At 56.2% G+C, this 23,124-nt stretch carries 20 protein-coding genes; 11 read left to right on the plus strand and 9 right to left on the minus strand.

The features are described 5' to 3' along the window. Window positions 1-7: 7 nt before the first annotated feature. Both LOS15_RS16790 and LOS15_RS16795 read right to left on the minus strand, forming a co-directional pair. Complete coding sequence (locus LOS15_RS16790; RefSeq protein ID WP_263067228.1) at window positions 8-1,147, minus strand: ABC transporter ATP-binding protein; 1,140 nt, start codon at window positions 1,145-1,147, stop codon at window positions 8-10. Window positions 1,148-1,260: 113 nt separating this feature from the next. After that, entirely contained in the window at window positions 1,261-2,679 is a 1,419-nt protein-coding gene (locus LOS15_RS16795) for a sigma-54 interaction domain-containing protein (RefSeq protein ID WP_263067229.1), read from the minus strand. 316 nt (window positions 2,680-2,995) lie between these two features. Between LOS15_RS16795 and speB the strand changes: the two genes are divergently transcribed. The 6 genes from speB (at window position 2,996) to LOS15_RS16825 (ending at window position 10,605) form a co-directional block, all read left to right on the plus strand. Further along, a complete protein-coding gene (gene speB, locus LOS15_RS16800) occupies window positions 2,996-3,946 on the plus strand; it encodes an agmatinase (RefSeq protein WP_263067230.1) in 951 nt (316 codons plus the stop codon). Window positions 3,947-4,051: 105 nt separating this feature from the next. Further along, on the plus strand, window positions 4,052-5,434 hold the full coding sequence (locus LOS15_RS16805) for a YjiH family protein (RefSeq protein WP_263067231.1): 1,383 nt from the start codon (window positions 4,052-4,054) through the stop codon (window positions 5,432-5,434). Window positions 5,435-5,444: 10 nt separating this feature from the next. Next, window positions 5,445-7,088 (plus strand): 5-guanidino-2-oxopentanoate decarboxylase, encoded by a 1,644-nt coding sequence (locus LOS15_RS16810; protein WP_263067233.1) that lies wholly within the window; start codon window positions 5,445-5,447, stop codon window positions 7,086-7,088. Then, on the plus strand, window positions 7,078-8,388 hold the full coding sequence (locus LOS15_RS16815) for a purine-cytosine permease family protein (protein ID WP_263067235.1): 1,311 nt from the start codon (window positions 7,078-7,080) through the stop codon (window positions 8,386-8,388). Before LOS15_RS16810 ends, LOS15_RS16815 begins: the two co-directional genes overlap by 11 nt. Further along, window positions 8,385-9,119 carry an MBL fold metallo-hydrolase gene (locus tag LOS15_RS16820; RefSeq protein WP_263067237.1) on the plus strand — a complete coding sequence of 245 codons (735 nt, stop codon included), beginning with the start codon at window positions 8,385-8,387 and terminating at the stop codon, window positions 9,117-9,119. The genes LOS15_RS16815 and LOS15_RS16820 overlap by 4 nt, the downstream gene beginning before the upstream one ends. A gap of 13 nt (window positions 9,120-9,132) precedes the next feature. Then, window positions 9,133-10,605, plus strand: a complete 1,473-nt coding sequence (locus LOS15_RS16825; RefSeq protein WP_263067239.1) for an aldehyde dehydrogenase family protein — start codon at window positions 9,133-9,135, stop codon at window positions 10,603-10,605. A 20-nt stretch (window positions 10,606-10,625) separates the two neighbouring features. Here the strand turns inward: LOS15_RS16825 and LOS15_RS16830 are convergent, their stop codons facing one another. After that, window positions 10,626-11,585 (minus strand): hydroxymethylglutaryl-CoA lyase, encoded by a 960-nt coding sequence (locus tag LOS15_RS16830; RefSeq protein WP_263067240.1) that lies wholly within the window; start codon window positions 11,583-11,585, stop codon window positions 10,626-10,628. A gap of 10 nt (window positions 11,586-11,595) precedes the next feature. Continuing rightward, window positions 11,596-12,801 (minus strand): CaiB/BaiF CoA transferase family protein, encoded by a 1,206-nt coding sequence (locus LOS15_RS16835; RefSeq protein WP_263067241.1) that lies wholly within the window; start codon window positions 12,799-12,801, stop codon window positions 11,596-11,598. Window positions 12,802-12,951: 150 nt separating this feature from the next. Here LOS15_RS16835 and LOS15_RS16840 point away from each other — a divergent pair, with 150 nt between their 5' ends. Continuing rightward, a complete protein-coding gene (locus LOS15_RS16840) occupies window positions 12,952-13,866 on the plus strand; it encodes a LysR family transcriptional regulator (RefSeq protein WP_263067243.1) in 915 nt (304 codons plus the stop codon). Here LOS15_RS16840 and LOS15_RS16845 read toward each other — a convergent pair. Continuing rightward, window positions 13,847-14,614 carry an SDR family NAD(P)-dependent oxidoreductase gene (locus tag LOS15_RS16845; RefSeq protein ID WP_263067244.1) on the minus strand — a complete coding sequence of 256 codons (768 nt, stop codon included), beginning with the start codon at window positions 14,612-14,614 and terminating at the stop codon, window positions 13,847-13,849. The genes LOS15_RS16840 and LOS15_RS16845 overlap by 20 nt on opposite strands. Before the next feature lie 274 nt (window positions 14,615-14,888). Here LOS15_RS16845 and LOS15_RS16850 point away from each other — a divergent pair, with 274 nt between their 5' ends. From LOS15_RS16850 to LOS15_RS16860, 3 genes are all read left to right on the plus strand, one after another. Next, window positions 14,889-15,869, plus strand: a complete 981-nt coding sequence (locus tag LOS15_RS16850; protein ID WP_263067246.1) for a TRAP transporter substrate-binding protein — start codon at window positions 14,889-14,891, stop codon at window positions 15,867-15,869. Window positions 15,870-15,949: 80 nt separating this feature from the next. Then, the gene (locus tag LOS15_RS16855) at window positions 15,950-16,492 is read left to right on the plus strand and encodes a TRAP transporter small permease (RefSeq protein WP_263067248.1); all 543 of its coding nucleotides are present in this window, start codon (window positions 15,950-15,952) and stop codon (window positions 16,490-16,492) included. Beyond that, window positions 16,489-17,784, plus strand: a complete 1,296-nt coding sequence (locus LOS15_RS16860) for a TRAP transporter large permease (protein WP_263067250.1) — start codon at window positions 16,489-16,491, stop codon at window positions 17,782-17,784. The genes LOS15_RS16855 and LOS15_RS16860 overlap by 4 nt, the downstream gene beginning before the upstream one ends. 144 nt (window positions 17,785-17,928) lie before the next feature. On the opposite strand, the gene LOS15_RS16865 is transcribed toward LOS15_RS16860, so the two are convergent. Continuing rightward, window positions 17,929-18,870 (minus strand): exopolyphosphatase, encoded by a 942-nt coding sequence (locus tag LOS15_RS16865; RefSeq protein WP_263067252.1) that lies wholly within the window; start codon window positions 18,868-18,870, stop codon window positions 17,929-17,931. 320 nt (window positions 18,871-19,190) lie between these two features. On the opposite strand from LOS15_RS16865, the gene LOS15_RS16870 reads away from it, so the two are divergent. Then, entirely contained in the window at window positions 19,191-20,360 is a 1,170-nt protein-coding gene (locus LOS15_RS16870; RefSeq protein WP_263067253.1) for an MFS transporter, read from the plus strand. A 124-nt stretch (window positions 20,361-20,484) separates the two neighbouring features. Here the strand turns inward: LOS15_RS16870 and LOS15_RS16875 are convergent, their stop codons facing one another. The 3 genes from LOS15_RS16875 to panC all read right to left on the minus strand — a co-directional run bounded on the left by LOS15_RS16875 (window position 20,485) and on the right by panC (window position 23,105). Further along, entirely contained in the window at window positions 20,485-21,663 is a 1,179-nt protein-coding gene (locus LOS15_RS16875; protein ID WP_263067255.1) for an acetyl-CoA C-acetyltransferase, read from the minus strand. Between the two features lie 192 nt (window positions 21,664-21,855). Next, a complete protein-coding gene (gene panD / locus LOS15_RS16880; protein ID WP_263067257.1) occupies window positions 21,856-22,236 on the minus strand; it encodes an aspartate 1-decarboxylase in 381 nt (126 codons plus the stop codon). Between the two features lie 8 nt (window positions 22,237-22,244). After that, window positions 22,245-23,105 carry a pantoate--beta-alanine ligase gene (panC, locus tag LOS15_RS16885; RefSeq protein ID WP_263067259.1) on the minus strand — a complete coding sequence of 287 codons (861 nt, stop codon included), beginning with the start codon at window positions 23,103-23,105 and terminating at the stop codon, window positions 22,245-22,247. Window positions 23,106-23,124: the final 19 nt, after the last annotated feature.

Genomic DNA, 23,124 nt, shown 5'->3' on the forward strand with positions numbered 1-23,124 from the left:
AAACACCTCAACGTTGGGGTTGGAGCTGCGGGTGGGGCGAAGCGCTTTCCGCTGACAGTGCAGCGGCAGGTAATAATGAGTACGCGGTGAGGTCATCACGGCGTAGGCCGTGCTCATCGAATAGATGAGCGGCCTCGGCTGGCCAGCCGATTCGACACTGCTGGCCAGCCAGCCTATGGCGGCCACTGAGACGAACCCGCAGGGTGTGATCACCGATCGCCAAGTGGACGATGGTATCGGCACCCAGGTATTCATCGCTGACCACCCTCGCGGGTACGCCAGTCGTTGAGGAGGTGCTTAGTGCGATATCCTCCGGGCGGATGCCTAACTGTCCACCGACGGCCTCTAATGGGGCCACCGGTGTGTTCGGTTCGCGGACGATAACGGCATCCTTCTCGCCTGCTTCCAGCGGCAGTAGGTTCATGGCTGGGCTACCAATAAAGCTGGCGGCAAAGGCGCTGGCCGGGCGGTTATACAGCTCGTCAGGCGTGCCGTCCTGCACGATGCGGCCGTGCTGCATCAGAATGACGCGGTCGCCCATACTCATCGCCTCGACCTGATCGTGGGTGACGTAGATCACGGTCATGTTCAGGCGGCTTTGCAGCGCTTTGATTTCCCGGCGCATATCGCTGCGCAGCCGTGCATCCAGGTTGGAGAGTGGCTCGTCCATCAGGCAAATAGGGTGTTCGGAGATAACCGAACGGGCCAGTGCCACCCGCTGGCGCTGACCGCCGGAAAGTTGGGCAGGTTTGCGGTGTAGGTAGTCGGTGAGATCCACCAGCTCGGCGACTTTGGCCAGCCGCTGGCGCTGCTCGGCTTTGGGCACCTTGCGGCTGCGTAGGCCAAACACGATATTGTCCGCCACGCTTAGGTGCGGAAATAGCGCGTAGGACTGAAACACCATGCTCAGCCCTCGATCCCCAGGCGGCAGGCGAGTGACGTCGCGCTCACCAATGTGAATACGTCCGTCGCTGGCCTCTTCCAACCCTGCGATCATGCGCAACGTGGTCGATTTACCGCAGCCGGAAGGGCCGAGCAGAATGACAAATTGCCCAGGCGTGACATCGAAGGAAATACTATCGACAGCAGTGGTCGCGTCCCAACGTTTGGTAACGCGTTCCAGGCGGATACCCGATTGGTTTGACATAGCACACACATCACCGGCTGTTGGTTGTTATTGGTTCAGCTTGTGTTGAAGGTGTTGCACTAGCATGACACTTACATGGATGGTTTATGACAGCCGCTGTGTCAAGCAGAAGATCACTTGGCGACTTTAATGCCATAACGCTGAAGCCTGCGCACCACACTGGATTGGCTGATGCCCAGCCGCTCCGCGATGGCGTAGGTGCTGGGGAGCGAGCTGCATAGCTCTTCAAGCGTTTCCCGTTCCAGCCGTGCTAGGTAGTGCTTGAGGGTTTCTTTGGGTTCGAGTGCTTTTATCGGCTTGGCTGGCGAGGCGCTCGGTAAACTGGCGGGGTGCTGCTCGGTGTGGGGAAGCGCGGCGGGCACCTCGATTTGATCGGTAGAACTGGAAAGCCAGGCTCTCTCCAACCAGTTTTCTAGCTCGCGAACATTGCCCGGCCACTCGCTGCCCATCAGTGTCGACCAAACGCGGGTGTCGAGGATTTTTTGTCGTCCATAGCGCTGGTTAAGCTGGTTTAAACAGGCTTCAACTAGATCAGGGATATCCTCCCGGCGGTCGCGCAGCGGCGGCAGGGTGACTGGGATCACATTGAGGCGGTAGTAAAGATCTAAACGAAAAAGGCCGCTCTCTACCTGTTTGCCCAAATCCTGATTAGTGGCCACCACCAAGCGAAAATTGACCTTGCGTGAGCGGGTGTCACCCAGCCGGGTTAAGCTACCATCCTGAATGACCTTGAGCAGTTTGGTTTGCATTAGCAGCGGCAACTCGCCTATTTCATCCAGAAACAGCGTGCCGCCCTCGGCCTGCTCTAACAGCCCGGCTTTTCCCTGCCGCGCAGCACCGCTAAAGGCGCCGGGCTGGTAGCCAAACATCTCAGACTCAAATAAATTCTCAGGAATCGCCGCACAGTTCACGTCAATAAAAGGGCCGTCACAGCGCTGGCTCCAGCGGTGTAGCTGTTTCGCAAAGGCGGTTTTACCCACGCCCGATTCACCCAGCATCAGCACATTGGCATCTGAAGGGGCAACGCGCTTAAGCAGCAGCGCAATTTCGCGCATCACGCTGCTGCGCACCTGCAAATTGTCCAGGGCGTCATCGAGCGCCTGCTCTTCGGCATCTGGGGCTGCTTGGCTGCGCTTTAAGTGTTCGCTAAAGCGTTTTTGCAGTAGGGCGTATTCGTCCTGCAATAACTGCAGGTCGGTTAAATCCCGCGAGCGGCTGATAATGCGCTCCAGCTTGCCATCAACGAATACGGGGTAGGCCTCTGCGATAACGCGACGACCCGTGCCGGTGATTTGCATGAGCTGAGCGGGCTTACGAGTGCGCATCACTTCCAGAGTAATCGATGGTTTAAGCACGCCGGCGGTTTGCAGTTGCTGAACACTGCTGGAGAGCAGCTCTTCCCGCGAAACGCCGTAAACCGCTTCGGCCCCAGGACTAATATCGACTATTTGCCCATCGCCACTAACGATAAAGAAGTGGTCGTTGGCGGTCGCCACAATGGTTTGCAGTACGCGCTTGTCTATTTCACTCATTGTATTTCTCAATGCTCTCATTCTAGCTCTTTCGTTCTAGCTCTTTCGTTCTAGCTCTCTCATTCAGTGCTAATCACCTGATTCAATTGTTGCTGACGTTTTGAATTGAGTCATTTATGAATTATTGATGCATAGGTGAATTAAATGAGCGCTAAAGTGATTCATTTTTGCATCATTTGGCGGGTATGCCTACCTGTTTAGGGCATCTACGACTTGGCACGATCTGTGCACTGCTTAAAGGAGATGGCTAAGGCAGAGTCTTAGTAAAGATGCGTCAACCACGCTAAAGCGTCACAACAAATCCAAGGAGATGTTTATGTCGGAGTTTAATCAGCCCCTGGGTGGCAACACCATGCCACGCTTCGCAGGCCCCGCCACTATGATGCGCTTGCCTACCCAAGAAACCGCCAAGGGATTAGACGCGGCATTTATTGGCATCCCCATGGACATTGGCACTTCAAACCGCCCCGGTACGCGGCTTGGGCCGCGTCAGATCCGCGATGAGTCGCGCATGCTGCGTCCCTACAACATGGCGACCCGCGCGGCACCGTTTGAAAGCCTACAAGTGGCTGATATCGGCGACGTACCCATCAATACCTTCCACCTGCCGAAAAGCGTCGACATCATCACCGCCTTTTACGACGACGTGCTGAAGCACAACTGTATCCCCTTAACGCTGGGCGGTGAGCACACGCTGACGCTGCCGATTCTGCGCGCTATGGCCAAAAAGCACGGCCCGGTGGGGCTGATTCATATTGATGCCCACGCTGATGTGAACGAGCACATGTTCGGCGAGCCGATTGCCCACGGCACGCCGTTTCGTCGTGCCCAGGAGGAGGGCTTGTTAGCCCAGGGTAAGGTGGTGCAGATAGGCCTGCGGGGTACCGGCTACGCCGCTGAAGATTTTGACTGGTGCCGCGATCAAGGCTTTCGCGTCGTGCCCGCCGAGGAGTGCTGGTACCGCTCGCTAGCGCCGTTGATGCAAGAAGTGCGTGAACAGATGGGCGATATTCCGGTGTATATCAGTTTTGATATTGACGGCTTAGACCCTTCTGTTGCCCCCGGTACTGGCACCGTTGAAATGGGTGGCCTGACGTCTGCTCAAGGCTTGGAAATTGTGCGAGGTGCCGCTGGCTTGAACATTGTGGGTGGCGACTTGGTAGAGGTATCACCACCTTACGACCCCAGCGGTAACACCGCGCTAATGGGCGCCACGCTGCTATATGAAATGCTCTGTGTACTACCGGGCGTCAAGCGCAGCGATTAACGCCGACCGAATAGTTAACCCATAAATAGCTATCCAATAAAAAAAGCGCTGACCTAACAACGCCGCCAGCCCACCTCCAATAATCACTTCCAATGGGTGACCCCTATGTCCTATAGCAATGTTAAATCGGAACAGCCGAGCCCGACGGCACCGATACCTCCCGCGCATTTACTAAAATTTTTGATCCCCTCCATCATCGGGGTATTGCTGTTTTTAGTTCCCTTCCAGGTCGGGGACTCTATCAATATTGGCATGGGGATGATGGCCGATGGCTTGCAAACGCTGTTAGGGTCAGCGCTGCCCGCCATTGCGGTGATCATTCTCTGCCTCTCGGTGGTGGTGACGCTATATGCCAAACTCACCAAACCTCGCTGGGCACAAAGTGGCCCCTTTCACGATATGTTCGATGTGGGGGCCATTTGGGTAGCCATGCGTGTGTTAGGCGCGATTTTTGTCATCATGACCTTTTTCCAGTTTGGGCCTGAGTTCGTCACTGCCTCCTTTACCGGTGGAGTCATGCTTAATGACTTGGCGCCGGTGCTGCTGACGTTCTTCTTTTTTGCTGCAGTGCTGCTGCCGTTTTTGGTCGAATTTGGCTTTATGGAGTTTATCGGCACCATGGTGCGTAAGCCGTTTCGGGTGATTTTTAATCTACCCGGGCGTAGTGCTATCGATGCCACCGCTTCGTGGATGGGCTCGGGTACCGTAGGCGTTCTGATTACCGCTCAGCAGTATGAGCAGGGCTACTACAATGGCCGCGAAGCCTCAGTGATTGCGACCAACTTCTCTGTCGCGTCCATTGCTTTCAGCCTATTGGTGGTCAATTTCGTCAACCTCAACCACCTGTTCGTGCCGTTCTACTTTACCGTTGTTGTGTCTGGGTTAATCGCCGCGGTCATTGTCTCGCGGATTCCACCGCTGTCGCGTAAATCCGATGACTACTATGAGCCGGTTGGCTGTCAGTTGAGCGAAGAGCGTACTGAAAATGTGGGCCTGTTTCGCTATAGCCTGTTGCAAGCTACACGCCGTGCAGGCAATGCGCCTGGGCCTCGCCAGTTAGCACGTATTGCGCTCCTCAACGTGATTGATATTTTCCTGACGCTGCTACCGCTGGTATTTGCCATTGGCACTGTGGCGCTGATTTTGGCCGAGTTTACCCCGCTGTTTACCTGGCTCTCTTATCCCATGGTGCCGGTATTGGAACTGCTGCGTATCCCTGAAGCACAGGCGGCAGCCCCGGCGACGCTGGTGGGCTTTGCCGATATGTTCCTGCCGGCGGTGCTGGCGACCAATATTGAAAGCGAGCTAACCCGCTTTGTGATTGCCTGCCTTTCCATGACCCAGCTGGTGTATATGTCGGAAATCGGTGCGCTGCTGCTCAAGTCGAAGATTCCCATCAAGTTCTGGGAGCTGGCGGTCGTGTTCTTACTGCGCACCGCGATTACGCTGCCGATCATCGCCTTTATGGCCCATACGTTTTTCTTCTAAGGGGCCATTTATGAAGAGTAACCAGACGATGACCTGCGCTGAGCTACTTATCCGCTTGCTGCGCGATACCTACGGCGTCCGCGCGCTGTTCGGCATTCCTGGGGTGCATACGGTAGAGCTTTATCGCGGCCTGGAAGGCAGCGATGTGCAGCACGTCACCCCGCGCCATGAGCAGGGCGCAGGGTTTATGGCCGACGGCTATGCCCGCGCCAGCGGCAAACCGGGGGTGTGCCTGATCATCACCGGGCCGGGAATGACTAATATCGCCACCGCCATGGGCCAAGCCCTGGCGGACTCAATACCTATGCTGGTGATCTCCAGCGTGAACCGCCGCGATACATTGGGCTTAGGCCAAGGGCGGCTGCACGAACTGCCCAGCCAGCAGCAGATGATCAGCGGCGTAGCGCGGTTTAGCCACACGCTGCTGGATGCCAATACGCTTCCCGAGGTGCTGGCGCGCGCCTTTGCCATGTTCAACGGTGCACGTCCAGGCCCAGTGCATATTGAAATCCCCATCGACCTGTTTAATGCGCCTGTTAGCGTGCCGACTAGCGGGCAGGTGACAACGCTATACCGCGCGGCCCCTGATCCTGAAGGGCTAGCCGAAGCCGCCCACTTGCTACACGCGGCAACGCAGCCCCTGGTGCTGTTGGGCGGCGGCTGCGTATCAGCGCCAGACGCCGCCAGGGCACTGGTAGAGCAACTGGATGCGCCCACGGTGACTACTATCAACGCCAAAGGGCTACTAGGACGCAACCACCCGCTGGATTTGGGTGCCAATGCCGCTCTGCCCGCAGTGCGTGAGCTGGCGGCTAGCGCTGATGTGATTCTGGCGGTGGGTACCGAGCTTGGCGAGACCGACTACGACGTTGTGTTTGACGACGGCTTTCATCTCCATGGCACGTTGATTCGGATCGATCTTGACCCTGAACAGCTGGTGCGCAACCAGCGCACAACGCTTGGGTTGGTGGGCGATGCCGGGCGCAGCCTTGAACAGCTGTTGGCTCACTTTCCAGACACGTTGCAGCGCAACGGCGTTGAGCGAGCTGCCGACGTCTTGAGCACGCTAAATCTGCAAAACGATCCTGCTTTTAGTGACTTCGTGCCGCTCTACAACACCCTGGCTGAACACCTGCCCGAGGCGATTTTGGTGGGTGATTCTACCGCGCCAGTGTATGCCGGGAACCACCTGGTCAGCCAACCCGCGCCACGGCGCTACTTCAATGCTTCCACGGGCTACGGCACCTTGGGCTATGGGCTGCCGGCGGCACTGGGCGCTCAGCTGGGTCGCCCTGATCTACCGGTGGTCGCCTTGGTAGGCGATGGCGGGGTGATGTTTACCCTCTCTGAGCTTGCAACGGCAGTAGAAGAGCGGCTGCCAATCGTCATCGTGCTTTGGCACAACGCCGGTTACGAAGAGATTCGCCGCTATATGGATGCCAACGGCGTTGCGCGCATAGGCGTGGATATTCAGGCGCCGAATTTTCTCACCCTGGCCGAAGGCTTTGGCTGCCCCGGTATGTTGGTAGAAAGCCCTGCCGAGTTGGCTAAAGCGCTCGCCAACCGTGCAACAAATGGGCCGTTACTGATCGAGATAGACGCTGCTGCCTGGCAGAAAAACCTGATAACAACAGGGGATAACAATGAAAAGTAATCACGTCGTAGGTCAGGACACCCTCTCAGCGGATAACGTAGAGCACAGCCTCGGGCTGCCCGGCACCTTTGCGCTATGGCTCGGCGCCAATGTGGTCGTTACCACGATTCTTACCGGTATGTTTTTAGTCCCTGACTTAACCTTTCAGCATGCCATGCTGCTGATCGCAATAGGCTCGGCGATCGGCATTATCCCGCTGGTGTTGATTGGCGTAATGGGCCAGCAAACCGGTATGACCACCATGGTGTTGGCGCGGGGAACCTTCGGTAAAAAGGGCGCCTTTTTCCCCGCCTGGGTGAACCTGTTGGCGCTAATTGCGTGGAGCTGGATTCAGGCCCTTTTGGCGGGAATGAGCCTCGACTACGCGGTTGAAAGCCTGACAGGCTACTCCAACGTGGCGCTATTTACGGTGCTGTGTGAATCGCTAGTCGTGCTTATTGCGCTTCGCGGGCACCTGGGCATCGAAAAGGTCGAGAAAATCGCGGCGCTGTTGATGGTGGGGTTATCGGCAGTGGTGCTGTTTGCGCTTAATCGTCATTACGACCTGCCGAGCATTACGCAATTAGAGCCGGAAGGCGTGCTGGGTGGTGGCGTGATCTTCGATATCGTTGTGGCCACCGCTTTTTCCTGGATACCGCTCGCGGCGGATTACAATCGGCACTGTCGTACGCTGAAGGCAGCCGTTGTCGGCACCTGGGGCGGCTATGTGACGGCCACCTTGATTGCCATGGGGCTGGGCGCAACGGTCTCGGCGCTATCCATCGCCGAAGGCATGGAGCAGACCTACGATCCCACGGCCCTGCTAAGCGGTTTCGGGTTTGGGTTGCCAGCGGCGCTGGTGATTTTCTTTTCGGTGCTGACGACGAATGTCATGTGTGTCTACAGCGCGACGCTTTCCTTCATGAGCGTGCGTCCTAAAGTACCGTTTTGGAAGCCAGCGCTAATCATTGGCGTCGTGTCCGTGATCGGTGCACTGATCCCGGGTATTCTCGATCAGTTTCAGAATTTTCTACTTATTATTGGCAGCGTCTTTATCCCCGCCTTTTCACTGATGATCGTCGACTATTTCCTGTTGGGCCGCCAGCGCTACACCTCGGCTCAGTTGATACAACAGACCGATAGCCTTCCTGCCTTTAACTGGCTGGCGTTGCTCAGCTATGCGGTGGGGGCACTGTTGGCCTACTACTGGAACTGGGTGGCACCGTTGGACTTTGGGGCCTCGCTGCCCGTGTTTGTGATCACCGGCGGTCTTTATTACGTTGTCAGTAAAGTGGCTATCACCAAGCAGGCGACGGCATGAGCTTAACGCGTATTAACGAACACCAGTGGTACCGTACCGCCCCCATGGCGGACGGTATTACCTTGATCGACGAGCCGTGGATTAAGCCGTTTTATCGCTGCAATATCTGGCATGTTCAGGGCAGCAAGCGCGGCATGGTGGTGGACTTTGGTTTAGGCGCCGTTCCATTACGCCAACACGTCGCGCTGCTTAGCGAGCGTCATCTTTTGGCGGTAGCGAGCCACACGCACTTTGATCATATCGGTGCAGCCCATGAATTTGGTTGCTGCCATGTGCATGCCGCCGAGGCAGAGATTCTTACATCGCCTGATAACGCGCGAACTCTGGCAGAGCAGTTTCTCAGCGACGATATGTTCGAAGCGCTGCCCCCAGCGCCATACTCCCATGAACGTTACCGCATTACCGCGCCACAAATGGTGAGCCCATTAGAGGATGGTGAGGTGCTTGATTTAGGCAATCGCCAGTGGGAGGTGATTCATACCCCGGGGCATTCCCCCGGCGGTATCGCCCTGTGGGAAGCGGCGACCCAAACGCTGATTTCGGGTGATCTGATCTACGATGGCCCGTTGATTGAAGATCTCTGGCATAGCGATCTCACCGATTATGCCGCCAGTATGCGACGGCTGAGAGAGCTGCCGGTTCGCACCGTGCACGGCGGACACTTCCCTAGTTTTAGCGGCCAACATCTCAAGCAACTTATTGATGACTGGCTTCGCCAACACAACCTTTAAAGGAGTTACCAAAGTGCCTACTTCTTCACGTGCAGAACATGCTTCGCTGTTAGATAAACAGTTCATCAACAACCAATGGGTCGCCACTAAAGGCACCCGATTGCTTGACGTAATGAATCCTTATCACGAAGAGCGCATTGCTCAGGTAACTGCGGGCGACGCTGCCGATGTCGATGCCGCGGTAAAAGCTGCCCAGCAGGCGCAGCCCGCTTGGCAAGCGCTGGGCGGTGCCGCGCGCGCTGGGTACCTCAATGGGTTTGCTGATGGCCTGGAAGCCCGCCGGGATGCGCTGATCAAGCTTTCCGCGACCAATAACGGTAAGCCGCTCGCTGAAGCGGGCATTGATCTAGACGATGCGATTGCTTGCTACCGCTACTACGCAGGGCAGGCCAAAGCGCTAGATGATCGCCAAGGCCAGCTCGTCAGTGTGGAAATGGAGGGCGTAGAGGCCCGCTGCTACCACGACCCGGTCGGCGTGGTAGGGTTGATTGCTCCGTGGAATTTTCCGCTGGTGACCAGCGCTTGGAAGCTGGCACCTGCATTGGCGGCGGGTTGTACCGCGGTGCTCAAGCCCTCGGAAGTGACGCCGTTGCCCGAGTTAGTGCTAGCCGAGATTGCTCTAGATATCGGCCTGCCCGCTGGCGTGCTCAACCTGCTGAATGGCGACGGTGAGGGCATCGGTGCGCCGCTGACCAATCACCCCTGCGTGGATAAGATCTCCTTCACGGGCAGTAACCGCGTTGGCGAAGCGGTAATGCAGGCTGCTGCCGCTCGTACGGCCAGTGTGTCGCTAGAGTTAGGCGGCAAGTCACCCATTCTAGTCATGGAAGACGCTGACCCTGCCCAGGCCGCTGACTGGGTAATGGCCGGTATCTACTTCAATGCTGGGCAAATTTGCTCTGCGACTTCGCGGTTATTGGTGCACGAAGACGTAGCAGAAGCACTCTATACTGCCCTTGCCGAGCGGATGGATGCGCTAACGCTAGGCGACCCGCTTGCTGAAGGCACCGACTTGGGCCCGCTGACCAGTGCCAAGCAGCGCGATGCAGTGCAGCGCTATTTAGACCTTGCCGAACAGGAAGGTCTTACCGTCGTGCGCGACAGCAAACACCGCACGCTGCCCGCCCAGGGCTACTTCCTCGCGCCCACGCTTTATCGTGACGTGCCGCTAGAGAGTGGCTTATGGATAGAGGAGATTTTTGGCCCAGTACTTTGTGGGCGCAGTGTGGCCAGCGAAGCCGAGGCGATTAAACTCGCCAACGATAGTGTCTATGGCCTAGCGGCAACGGTGATTAGCGGCGACCCAGAGCGGGCAAAACGCATCTGCCGAAAGCTCAAAGCCGGCAGCATTTGGTACAACAGCGAGCAATTAGTGCTACCCGAGACCGGCTGGGGCGGCTTCAAGCGCAGCGGTATTGGCCGTGAACTCGGCCCTTGGGGGTTAAGTGCTTACCTGGAAGTGAAGCATGTGGTTGGGCCGAGTTAGCGCCTGCTGGGCATTAACATTTAGGCATGAATGTCTGGCATCGCATAACGCCGGGTCGCTTTCCCGGCTTTTACCACCTGCCCCGGCACGTCGTGGCCGATAAGGTCGGGGAGGGTGGTGGCAACTTCAAGCAGCACATCCAAATCGACGCCGGTAGCCACGCCCATGGCCTCAAACATATGCACTAAGTCCTCGGTGCATACATTGCCGCTAGCACCGGGGGCGAAGGGGCAGCCGCCTAGCCCACCTAGCGAGGCGTCGAAGCGGGTAATGCCCGCCTGCCACGCCGCCAGCGCGTTGGCTAAGCCCATGCCGCGCGTGTTGTGGAAGTGCAACGTAAACGGCGTTTCTGGCCAGCGCTCAAGCACCGCTTCGCAGAGGTGTTTGACCTGGGCGGGGTTGGCCATGCCGGTGGTGTCGCATAGCGTGATGCCCTGGATGCCAAGGCCGATTAGTTGCTCAACCAGTTCCATCACCCGCGCGTCGGGCACTTCGCCTTCAAACGGGCAGCCAAAGGCCGTCGAAAGTGAGGCGTTGATAAACACGCTGCTACCCTGAGTCGCTTCCAAGCGGTTGCAGACGTCTAAGATCGCCGCAAATTGCTCAAGGGACTGCTCCGGCGTCATGCGCAGGTTGGCCAGCCCGTGACTATTGCTGGCGGACATCACCAGATTGATCTCATCCACTTGGCAGGCCAGCGCCCGCTCGGTGCCTTTGACGTTGGGTACCAGCACGGTGATATCGACGCCTTCTCGGCGCTGAATGCCGTTTACCACCTCAGCGGCATCGCGCAGGCTGGGGATGGCTTTAGGCGACGTAAACGATGTGGCTTCAATACGCCGTAGGCCAGTGGTGGAGAGCGCGTCAATCCAGCGAATTTTCTCTTCTGTAGGCACAAAGCGCGCTTCAATCTGCAGGCCGTCTCGGGGAGCGACTTCGTTGATCTCAACCTGGTTGGGGCAGGGCGTTGGCTGGCTCATGATGTGTTCCTCAAATAATGCCCGCTTGGCGCAGTTTGGCGCGGGTTTCGTGGTCGATTCCCAGCTCATCCAATACGTCGTCGGTATGTTGACCGAGCTTTGGGCCACCGTTTCCGAGTCGCCCAGGGGTGGCGCTAAGCTTAGGCAGCACGCCGGGTACTTTGAGCGGTTCGCCGTTGGGGCGGGTATAGGTTTGAATCATTTCCCGCGCTAGGTAGTGAGGATCAAAGGCAATATCTTCAGCGGTATAGGGAAAGCCTGCGGGCACGCGGGCGTCATCGAGCACCTGTAAAATAGCATCGCGAGAGCGCTCTTCGGTCCATGCCTGGATGGCGGCATCAATCAGCTCGGCTTGCTGGCTGCGCCCATCGTTATGGGCCAGCGCCGGGTCGTTGGCGAGATCTTCACGGCCAATCACACCCATTAAGCGCTTGAAGATGCTATCGCCATTACCGGCAATCAGCACGTAATCACCGCCCTGGCAGCGGTAAGCGTTGGAAGGCGTAATACCGGGCAGGGCGCTGCCGCTGGGTTCGCGCACCTGGCCGCTGGCATCGAACTCCGGCAGCAGGCTCTCCATCATTGCAAACACCGACTCATAGAGTGCTACGTCGATTTCTTGCCCCAGGCCGCTGCGGTTGCGCTCCTGAAGTGCTAACAGCGTACCAATAACGGCATACAGCGCGGAAAGCGAGTCGCCGATGCTGACTCCCACGCGCACGGAGGGTTCACCCGGCTGACCGGTGAGGTAACGCAGCCCGCCCATGGCTTCGCCAATCACGCCGAAACCGGGTTTGTCGCGGTAAGGCCCGGTTTGCCCGTAGCCAGAAATATGTACCATGATCAGCCGTGGGTTGAGTTTGGAGAGCACCTCCCAACCCAGCCCCCAATGGTCTAGCGTGCCGGGGCGAAAGTTCTCCACCACCACGTCTGCCTCGGCGGCGAGCTTGCGTACCAGCTCTTGGCCCTCTTCGCTGCGCAAATCCAGCGCCACCGAACGCTTGTTGCGGGTTTGCACATGCCACCAGAGCGACGTGCCCTCTTCGATCATTCGCCATTTGCGAAGTGGGTCGCCGGTGCCGGGCGGTTCGATTTTAATCACATCGGCACCAAATTCACCCAGCAGTTTGGTGGCGAAGGGTCCCGCAATCAGTTGGCCGAGCTCAAGTACTTTTAAGCCTTGTAACGGAAGCTGGCGCGCTTCGGAAGCATTCATTCAGGCTTTCCTCTACTTATCGTTATCATCATTAATCATCAGCATGCGTGAGTGGTTCAAGGGCGACAATTAGGCAATCGGTAACAAAGGGTTCGTCGGTGGCGAAGGTATTAGCTACCATAGTGAGCTTGCTTTCAGGGAGTCCGTTTCATGCGCCGCTTCGATTTTGTCACTCTCAAGCTGTTTATTTCTGTGGCGGATGAAGGCCGCCTGACAGCCGCCGCCGAGCGTGAACACTTGGCACTCGCCGCAGTGAGCAAGCGGATTAGCGACCTGGAAGCACTGGTCGGTACTACGCTGCTTTACCGCCGCCCCCGTGGCGTAGAATTAACCCCCGCCGGGCAAGCCTTTTTGCACCATGCTCGGCGTATTCTGGATAACATCGAGCGGCTCCACGCCGAGTTAAGCGAATACGGCGAAGGCGTGCGCGGTCATGTGCGTATCCACTCCAATACCTCGGCCATCATTGCGTTTCTACCTCAGGATCTCAGTGCTTTTTCGCGTCTTTACCCTGAAATCAAAATTGATCTGCAAGAACGGGTCAGCAGTGAAATCATTGCCGCCGTGCGTGATGGATTAACCGATATCGGCATTTTCGCCGGCCACGTGGCGGCACCGGACCTTCAGCAGCTCTCCTATCGCCATGACCGATTAGTCCTCATGACACCCCTCGATCATCCCTTGGCTGAGCGAGAAAGCATCGCCTTTAGCGAAGCGCTCGCCTTCGATTTTATTGGCCTGCAGCAGGATACCTCGCTGCAATCACTGTTGAATGAACAGGCCAACTTGGCGAGCAAAGCGCTGCGCATGCGTATTCAGGTGCGCAGCTTTGACGCCATTTGCCGCATGATTCACCACGGTATGGGTGTTGGCGTGCTGCCTGAGCAAACCATTTATCGCGATCTCGGCGATTTACAGCTCAAAAGCATCCCGCTTAGCGATCCCTGGGCTATGCGCGAGCTGGTGATTGGTATGCGCCGCTATGCGTCACTGCCTGTTACGGCTCGGCACTTGGTTGACCATCTCATTGAAGGACAACCCCAGGTTAGTCCCGCAGTATCGTAGGCGCTGACCACTGTTGGCAAAGCGGCATAACCTCTAAGCGAGTGATATTAACGTGGGGTGGGAGTGAGGCCACATGCAGCGCCTGCTCGGCAATGTCTTCGGGCTGTAGCGGCTGGGCTCCTTCGTAATAGTCATCGGCGGCGCTGCTGTCGCCTTTCATGCGCACTAGGGTAAATTCGCTGGCCGTCATGCCGGGGGCTAAATCGGTCACCCTTACGCCTTGAGGGCTAACATCGCAGCGCAGGTTGTAGCTAAACTGCTCCACAAACGCTTTGGTAGCGCCGTAAACATGGCCGCCGGGGTAGGGCGTATGGGCGGCGATTGAGCCCAAATTAATCACCGTTGATCCAGGTCCAGCTGCTATTAACTGGTCAAGTAAATGGCGAGTCACTGTCACTAAGCCCTTCACATTGGTATCAATCATGCGGTACCAGTCATCAAGCTCGGCGTTTTGCGCCGGGCCTTTACCCAACGCAAGCCCCGCGTTATTGATTAAGGTATGCACGTGCTGGAAGCGCTCAGGCAGAGCGGCAATAACACTTGCAACGGCGTGTGGGTCGCTCACGTCTAACTGGGCAGTGTGCACTGGCACATGCTTTTCAAGGCTGGCTTGAAGGGCGTCCAGCCGCTCCTGGCGGCGGCCGGTGAGCACTAGCGCCCAGCCTGCTTGGGCAAAACGATGGGCGCAGGCTAAGCCTATACCTGAGGTGGCGCCGGTTATAAAAGCGACGGGGGCGGCTTCGTGCATGGTGAATGCTCCTAAGATGAATTGTTATTGGAAGGCAGCCTGATGGTCTATTGAGAAAGCCTACGGCGGCGTTAGATATTCATCTTTGGTCGTATGTCAGTAAATGGTTGGGCAAAATAGCGCGTTATAGGGGCGTTTCTAGCCATCGTATTATACGAAGCCTGCCTTCTTGAACGTCGATTTGAGCCCTTGGGATGCTTGTTTCAATATCAAGCAAGCGTTACTAAAGCAATTACAAGCGCCACATCCAATAATAACTGTGGAGTGTCATCCCATGCAGAAACAACTGTTTGCCACGCTGGCTACCCTTGGAATGCTAACGGCGGCGCCCTTCGTCCTAGCAAACCCTATCGAAATTCAAGTTAACAACACCATGAGTGAAGGCGGCTCGGAAAGTGCCGCTGTAGAGCGCTTTGCCGAATACCTGGAAGAGCAGGCCCCAGGCCGCTTTGATGTTCGTCCCTTCCTGGCCGGTTCATTGGGCGGCGAGAACGCGATTTTGGAACTGCTCAATCTGGGGCAAACCCAGCTCTCTATCACCGGCGGTAACTGGCGACAGCAGTATGCGCCGGAGTATGACGCCATTACCGTGCCCTTCGTCTTTGCAACCTGGGACGAAGTCGATGCCTATATGGAAAGCCCCTCTGGTCAGGCGCTGATTGAACAGGCAGAAAGCCAGGGCGGCCTCAAATACTTCGGCACCCAGCACCGTGGCCCACGCCATATGACGGCGAACAAGGCGATTAACACACCGGAAGACTTGCAGGGCTTCCGTCTGCGCTTGCCTTCCCTGCCGGTATGGCTGGAAGTCTGGGAGGAGATTGGCGCCCAAGTGGTGAACGTGCCCGCGCCGGAAATTTATCTGGCCATGCAAACCCGTCAGGTGGATGGCCACGAAAATTCCCTCTCTTCGCCTTATACCCGCCGCCTTTGGGAAGTGCAGGATCATATTATTATGACCAGCCATGTGCAGTTTCCGTGGAACTGGGTGGCAAGCTCGCGTTGGTGGGAAGGCCTTGAAGCGGACGATCAGGCGTTGATCGAGGAAGCTATTCATGTCGCCCGCGAGCATGGCACGGAGCGGGAGCGTGAGCTGGATGAGTACTACCTGGAAGCGCTGCAAGATGAAGGTATGACGATTATCGAGCCGGATATCGACGCCTTCCGCGAAGCCGCTTTGCCAGCCATTGACCGTGTGATGGCCGAAATGGCCGATGGTGTTCGTGAAGATGCGCTGGGCAACCAGAGCGAGTAACACGCGTTTTGGATGAACAACGGCGGCCTATTGGGCCGTCGTTGTTTTTAAAAAAAGACCTCAAAGTAAGGAGTCCTGCTGTGGAAGACTCTGTTGCACCCAGTAAGGGGGCAGATCGAATCGCTTTCTATGCACTGCGCGGGGTCACTCGCCTTTGTGACGGGGTTGGCGTGGCGTTAGTGGCGGCCATCCTGCTGTTAATAGTATCCGCCGTTATTGCTCGCGACTTACTGGGGGTAGGCATGCCCTGGACGGAAGAAGTGGCCTCTATGCTGGCCATCTATGCTATTGGCTTTGGGTCAATATCGGCCTGGGTGCGTAGCGAACATCTGGTAGTGGATTTGTTTAGCCACAAACTTTCAGGGCTAGGTAAAAATGTTCAATACCGGCTCACCGCGCTCATTTCCTGCGGTTTTTTTGTGCTCGCAGCCTGGGGTGCATGGATCATGTCAGACATGAGTGCCAACAATAAAACGGTCTCGTTGAGTATTAGCTTTAGCTACCTCTACTACGGGGTGTTTTTCAGCTTTGCGGTCATGGCGCTAATCGCCGTGTGGCAAACCCTGCGGGGCCCCGTGGCTTGGCTGGAAGCGCCGAGTGAAGAGGAGTTAACCAGGTCATGACCGAACTCGTGATTTTTGTCGGCGGCCTATTAGTTCTAATGGCCATTGGTTTGCCTGTGGTGGTCTCCATCGGCGTTACCTCGTTTATTGCACTCACGGTCACCGGTAATGGTGGGTTGCCCGTTGAACTGCTTTCGCTTCGAATGGTGCAGACGCTCAATAACTTTACGCTGCTGGCGATACCGCTGTTTATTTTGGCCGCCAATATTATGAACATTGGTTCTACCACCACGCGGATTTTTGATTTTGCGACCGCTCTGGTGGGCTTTACCAAGGGCGGACTTGGTCACGCTAACGTGGTGGCCAGTTCTATCTTTGCGACGATGTCCGGCACTGCGGTGGCTGATGCTGCCGGGCTGGGTAGCATCGAAATCAAAGCCATGAAAGAGCGTGGCTATGCACTGGATTATTCCACCGGTGTGACGGCGGCCTCCAGCGTGATCGGGCCGATTCTACCGCCCAGTATTGCGCTCGTAGTTTACGGCTGGCTGGCCAATGTGAGCATTGGCGGACTGTTTATGGCGGGGCTACTGCCGGGGATTTTGATGGCGTTGCTGCTGATGGGGATGACCGTGCTGCTGGGTGCGACTGGCAAGGTCGTCATGCCTAAGCCCACACCCTTCGATGCCTGCGAAGTCGCGCGCACCGGTAAGCGCGCCATCCTGCCATTAATGATGCCGGCGATTATTGTCGGGGGTATTTGGGGTGGCTTCTTTACGCCCACAGAAGCTGGCGCGATTGCCTCGCTCTACGCGGTCATTTTAGGCGGGCTGATCTACCGTGATTTGAACTGGCGAGATCTTTACAGCGCTTTCCGCCGCACCTTGATGTTTAGCGCGGTGATTCTGCTGATTATTGCCGTTTCCAGCTTTTATGGTTGGATACTCGTGCGTATGGGGATTCCCCAGGCATTGGCAGGACAGGTTGCCAGCATTGATATGCCTATGTTTGCACTACTGCTCTGCTTTGCGCTGTTCTTCCTGCTGATCGGCTGCTTTATGTCGGTAATTGAAAGCATTCTGATTTTCACCCCCATTGTAGTGCCTGCCGCGCTAAGTGCCGGGTTAGACCCCGTCCACTTCGGCATCGTGATGGTGATCACGCTCTCGGTAGGGGTAATAACACCGCCGTTTGGCACGGTGCTATTTCTGATGGTGGGCATTACTCGGTTGCGCTACGGCCAAGTCGTCAGGGCGATCGTGCCTTTCTTACTGCCGATTATTGCCACCATTTTGCTGTTGATCGCGGTGCCAGGGCTGGCCACCTGGCTACCCAGCGTGATGGGTTATTAGGCGTTATTACCCATGGTTTGCTCTTCGCCCCAATCAATGTATTTATTGATTAAGGGCGAAGACGGGGGGGGGCGAAGACGGGGGGGGGGCGAAGACAGAGGTCGAAGAAATAGCCTTTAAAACCCGTTCGCCTTAAAAGGCACGCTACCCATCGGCATTAATACGCTCAATAATCTCAGAAAGTGTGCTTTCGGCATGATCGTTCTCGATTTGGCAGGTGCCGGCATTAAGATGGCCGCCGCCGCCGTAGCTTAAACACAGCTCGCCAACGTTGGTGTTGCTTGAGCGGTTGAGAATCGATTTGCCGATTGCCAGCACTGTATTCTGCTGTTTAAGCCCCCACATAACGTGAATAGAGATATTGCACTCGGGGTACATGGCATAAATCACAAAGCGGTTGGTAGCGTAGATGGTCTCTTCGTTACGTAGATCTAGCACGACCACGTTGCCATGCACCTTCGCACAGCGTTTGATTTGCTCCTTGGCTAACTGCTCATGCTCACGGTAAAGGGTTGTCCGTTCGTGCACGTCATCCAACGCCAGGATTTCATCGATGGTGTGTTCGCGGCAGTAGTCAATCAGCTTCATCATTAGCTGATAGTTCGAAATACGAAAATCACGGAAACGACCCAAGCCCGTGCGTGCATCCATGATGAAGTTAAGCAGTACCCAGCCTTGGGGGTTGAGAATCTCATCCTTATTGAACTGGGCCGAGTCACCCTTATCCACGGCCTCCATCATATCGTCCCAGCGCGCGGGGAAGGCATCATGGCCGCCGTAATACTCCCAGACCACGCGAGCAGCGGATGGCGCATCGGCGTTAATGATGTGGTTGTCTGCCCGCTCCACATTACGCACGGTTTCGCTTAAATGGTGGTCGAAGGCCAAGTGGCAGTCGGGTACGTAGGGTAAATTGGTAGTGATATCGTTGGCATTGATATCAATCTTGCCATCCTGCATATCTTTGGGATGTACGAAGGTGATGTCATCAATAAGGTTGAGGTGCTTGAGCAGTGCGCCGCATACCAAACCATCAAAATCGCTGCGGGTCACTAAACGAAACGTGGGTGCTTGCTGCGTAGACATTATTTTTCTCATGACAATGAAGGTTAATAGAAGATACCAGTAGTCACTAAGGGTTAAAACAAACCTGCTAGGCGAGTTGTCGCTTGCCTCAACGTTTTAGCCACTGTAAATCGGTCATTTTTGCTGCTTGTTAGCGTTCGTCCCCCGGTTTGTGGGGAGGCAGGCCATTAATCACATTAATATTAGTCAAGACTTATAAGAGTAAGGCAGCAGCAGGTATGCTATTTCACTTGTGTTACGGGTATAGTCCCCCCTCCTTATGTGTTGGCTGCGGTATTCGCAGTGTTTTATAAGCCGTGTAAAAAAGAGAAGAGACAGAGATGGAGCAGGAACAAGCGCCGCGCTGGTGGGCGGTGGTCGCCGTGATGATCGGCATTTTTCTATTGGTGACGGCGGAGCAGCTGCCCATTGGGCTGCTTTCTCAAGTGTCGTCTTCAATGGGGGTGACGCCGGGCATGGCGGGGTTAATGGTCACGGTGCCTGGCGTGGTTGCTGCGTTTTCAGCGCCTTTACTACCCGTCGCTGTGGGGCGCTTAGATCGACGCATCATGCTTACGGTACTCATGATTGTGATGGTAATAGGCAGCTTACTCTCGGCATTTGCTAGCAGTTTTGGTCAGCTACTGGCCGCCCGTGTGCTGGTGGGGCTAAGTATTGGTGGCTTTTGGGCCGTTGCAGGCGGTATCGCACCTCGCTTAGTGCCTGAAGCAAAGGTACCCAAAGCGATGACGATGATTTTTGGTGGTGTTGCGGCAGCATCGGTGCTTGGTGTGCCGTTAGGCACGCTGCTGGGGGACTACAGCAACTGGCGAGTGGCCTTTGGGGCGTTAGGGGGCTTTAGTTTATTAACGGCGATTGCGCTGTGGTGTTGGCTGCCACCTTTACCGCCACGAGAGCCTGTGCGTCTTCGCGTGCTCGCCAAGCAGCTGAGTAACCGAGGGGTGCGCGTTGCCGTATTAACGACCGCTTTTGTGGTGGTGGGGCACTTTGCGGCTTATACGTTTATTAGCCCTATTTTGCAGGAGATTAGTGGTGTTTCACAGCGCCATGTGGGCAGCTTACTGCTGCTTTACGGGGCGGCGGGTATCCTGGGTAATATTGCGGCGGGCATATTTGCCGGGCGGCACCCTTACCGTGCCGTGCTGGCTATTCCTAGCCTGCTGCTTATCGTCGTGGCTGCGTTCCCACTACTGGGCGTTCAACCGAGCAGCGGCGTTATGTTGCTGATGGTGTGGGGCGCGGTATTTGGCAGCGTCTCGGTCAGTATTCAGACCTGGATCATACGCACAGCGCCAAACACCGAAGCGGCCACTGCGCTAATGGCTTTTACGTTTAATATGTCGATTGGTCTTGGGGCCATGGTCGGTGGACAGATAGTGGATGGCACTAGCTTACCCATCGCTATGTGGATGGCTTCTGGCCTGTTCTTAGTGGGAGCATTGTTAGTGCTGAGGACGCCAAGCAGCGTGGTCGGCGTAAAAACGCGCTGATTTATAGCCGCATTATTTCGCGAAACTAAACATTTAATCATTAAAAAAGCCCTGGTCGTTTTGAACGGACGAGGGCTTTTTCATTAGCACTAGAGCTTGTGATTTGTCCAGTGAGGCTTAGGCGTTAAGGACGTTCAATCGCCAACGCAACACCTTGGCCGCCGCCGATGCATAGCGTCGCGAGGCCTTTTTTAGCATCACGCGCGATCATCTCATGCAATAGCGTGACCAGCACGCGACAGCCGGAGGCGCCGATCGGGTGACCCAGGGCAATCGCGCCGCCGTTAACGTTCACTTTGCTCACATCCCAGCCAAGCTCTTTGTTCACCGACAGTGCCTGGGCGGCAAAGGCTTCGTTGGCTTCAACTAGATCCAGGTCGTCCAGGCTCCAGCCGGCTTTTTCTAAGCAGCGGCGAGTAGCCGGTGCAGGGCCGATACCCATGATGGCGGGATCAACGCCAGCATTAGAGTAGGCAGCAATGCGCGCCAGTGGCTCCAGGCCAAGTGCTTTGGCTTTTTCAGCGGAGCAGAGCATAACGACGGCGGCACCATCGTTGAGCGACGAGGCGTTACCGGCAGTCACGGTGCCATCTTTTTTAAACGCGGGGCGCATGCCGCCGAGCTTTTCGGCAGAGACTTCGCGCGGATTCTCGTCGGTATCAAACACCACCGGGTCGCCTTTGCGCTGGGGAATTTCCACCGGCACGATTTGCCCTTTGAACTTACCCTCTTTGATGGCGGCCGCCGCTTTTTGCTGAGACGCTGCAGCGAACTCGTCCATGGCTTCGCGGGTGATGCTGTATTTCTCAGCCAGGTTCTCAGCGGTAATGCCCATGTGGTAGTTGTTAAAGGCGTCCCACAGGCCATCGTGAACCATGGTGTCGATCGCCTTCCAATCACCCATGCGCTGGCCGTTACGGGAGTTGGGTAACACGTGGGGCGACGCGGACATGTTCTCCTGGCCGCCGGCCAGAATAAGCTCGGCATCGCCACAGCGAATCGCCTGGGTGGCTAGATGAAGCGCTTTCAAGCCAGAGCCGCAGACTTTATTAATCGTCATCGCGGGAACAGATTCAGGCAGGCCTGCTTTAATCACCGCTTGTCGCGCGGGGTTTTGGCCGACACCTGCGGTAAGTACCTGGCCCAGCAGTACTTCGTCAACTTGATCCGGAGAAACGCCGGTGGAGGCGAGAATATCTTTGATCACTAAGGCGCCCAAGTCGCTCGCAGGAATACCTGCGAGGGACCCACCGAAAGCGCCCACAGCGGTGCGGCGTGCCGCAACAATGACTACTTCTTGCATAAAATGACTCCTGGAGTAATTAACAGACACCCTGAAACCAGTTGCCTGATAGGCGTACTCTGCTAGCCGTATCTCTCAGCCGTCTCTTCAGCATAGGGGAAGGTTGTGCATTGCGGCAATACGCAATTTTGGGTAAATAAAAACGGGCCGATAAACGGCCCGTTAATAAGTGCGCTGACTCAGCGATTCTGTTTAAGCTAACTGCACAGGAATGGCGTTGCTGGTATGGCTAACGTGATTGCCTTCTTGTAGATACACCAGTGCGGGCTGGTGGTTTTCCAGCTCAGCGTCGGAGTAGTGAGCATAGCTGCAGATAATAATACGATGCCCCGGGGCCGCTAAGTGCGCAGCCGCGCCGTTAATAGAAATCAGCCTTGAGCCTTCTTCACCGCGAATAGCATAAGTCGTGAAGCGCTCGCCGTTTTCTACATTATAAATCTGAATCTGCTCGTTCTCGCGAATCCCCGCCATATCGAGAAGCTCGCCATCGATCGCGCAGGAGCCTTCGTAGTTGAGTACCGCGTGAGTAACGCGAGCCATATGCAGCTTGGCTTTGAGCATAATGGTATGCATGGTAACTCCTAAATAGTCGTCGTGCTTGGCAGCTGCACACTGAGGTTGTCGATAAGTCGTGCAGGGCCAAGTGTTGCGGCGGCAAGTAGTACCGCTTGGCGTGTAGCAGCGGACACAGGGCCAAGGGCGGTATCGCGCAGCTCGAGGTAATCAGGCGTAAAGCCGGCATCATACAGGGTCGTTTTGCCCCGTTGTAGTACCTGTTCGATGGATTCGCCGCGCTCCAGCGCGTCACGCAGTGAGCAGAGCGTGCGGTAGAGCAGGGGTGCCGTGGTGCGCTCTTGTGCATTTAGGTAGCCATTGCGTGAAGAGAGCGCCAGACCGTCTTCAGCACGCACAATAGGCACGCCGATAATCTCAATGGGCATATGCAGGTCGCTCACCAGCTTACGAATCACTGCTAGCTGCTGGTAATCCTTCTCGCCAAAGCAGGCAATGTCTGGCTGTACTAAGTTAAACAGCATGCTCACGACAGTGGAAACACCGTCGAAATGCCCGGGTCGTGAACCACCGCATAGGCCTTCACCTACGTCTGGGACGTGTACTTTGGTTTGGGCCGTCAGGCCGTTTGGGTAGAGCGCGTTGACGGTTGGAGCGAACAAAATATCGCAGCCTGCATCGCTTAACTGTGCGTGATCCGCTTCAAACGTGCGCGGGTAGGCATCCAGGTCTTCACCGGGACCAAACTGCATGGGATTCACAAACAGGCTGGCCACTACAATATCAGCATGTTGGCGAGCCTGAGCAACGAGCGCCAGGTGGCCTTCATGCAGGTTGCCCATGGTGGGCACCAGTGCAATGCGTTGGCCGTCTAAGCGGTGCTCGCCTAGAGCGCTACGTAGTTCGTTGATGTCTCGTAAAGTACGCATAAGAGAAGTTTCGTCGTTC

Source organism: Halomonas sp. 7T (assembly GCF_025643255.1).
GTDB lineage: Bacteria > Pseudomonadota > Gammaproteobacteria > Pseudomonadales > Halomonadaceae > Vreelandella.

Bases quoted from the DNA above. Each gene is read 5' to 3' on its own strand.
- LOS15_RS16790 (WP_263067228.1), bottom strand. From the start codon at position 1,147: ATGTCAAACCAATCGGGTATCCGCCTGGAACGCGTTACCAAACGTTGG.
- LOS15_RS16795 (WP_263067229.1), bottom strand. From the start codon at position 2,679: ATGAGTGAAATAGACAAGCGCGTACTGCAAACCATTGTGGCGACCGCC.
- speB (WP_263067230.1), top strand. From the start codon at position 2,996: ATGTCGGAGTTTAATCAGCCCCTGGGTGGCAACACCATGCCACGCTTC.
- LOS15_RS16805 (WP_263067231.1), top strand. From the start codon at position 4,052: ATGTCCTATAGCAATGTTAAATCGGAACAGCCGAGCCCGACGGCACCG.
- LOS15_RS16810 (WP_263067233.1), top strand. From the start codon at position 5,445: ATGAAGAGTAACCAGACGATGACCTGCGCTGAGCTACTTATCCGCTTG.
- LOS15_RS16815 (WP_263067235.1), top strand. From the start codon at position 7,078: ATGAAAAGTAATCACGTCGTAGGTCAGGACACCCTCTCAGCGGATAAC.
- LOS15_RS16820 (WP_263067237.1), top strand. From the start codon at position 8,385: ATGAGCTTAACGCGTATTAACGAACACCAGTGGTACCGTACCGCCCCC.
- LOS15_RS16830 (WP_263067240.1), bottom strand. From the start codon at position 11,585: ATGAGCCAGCCAACGCCCTGCCCCAACCAGGTTGAGATCAACGAAGTC.
- LOS15_RS16835 (WP_263067241.1), bottom strand. From the start codon at position 12,801: ATGAATGCTTCCGAAGCGCGCCAGCTTCCGTTACAAGGCTTAAAAGTA.
- LOS15_RS16840 (WP_263067243.1), top strand. From the start codon at position 12,952: ATGCGCCGCTTCGATTTTGTCACTCTCAAGCTGTTTATTTCTGTGGCG.
- LOS15_RS16845 (WP_263067244.1), bottom strand. From the start codon at position 14,614: ATGCACGAAGCCGCCCCCGTCGCTTTTATAACCGGCGCCACCTCAGGT.
- LOS15_RS16850 (WP_263067246.1), top strand. From the start codon at position 14,889: ATGCAGAAACAACTGTTTGCCACGCTGGCTACCCTTGGAATGCTAACG.
- LOS15_RS16860 (WP_263067250.1), top strand. From the start codon at position 16,489: ATGACCGAACTCGTGATTTTTGTCGGCGGCCTATTAGTTCTAATGGCC.
- LOS15_RS16865 (WP_263067252.1), bottom strand. From the start codon at position 18,870: ATGTCTACGCAGCAAGCACCCACGTTTCGTTTAGTGACCCGCAGCGAT.
- LOS15_RS16870 (WP_263067253.1), top strand. From the start codon at position 19,191: ATGGAGCAGGAACAAGCGCCGCGCTGGTGGGCGGTGGTCGCCGTGATG.
- LOS15_RS16875 (WP_263067255.1), bottom strand. From the start codon at position 21,663: ATGCAAGAAGTAGTCATTGTTGCGGCACGCCGCACCGCTGTGGGCGCT.
- panD (WP_263067257.1), bottom strand. From the start codon at position 22,236: ATGCATACCATTATGCTCAAAGCCAAGCTGCATATGGCTCGCGTTACT.
- panC (WP_263067259.1), bottom strand. From the start codon at position 23,105: ATGCGTACTTTACGAGACATCAACGAACTACGTAGCGCTCTAGGCGAG.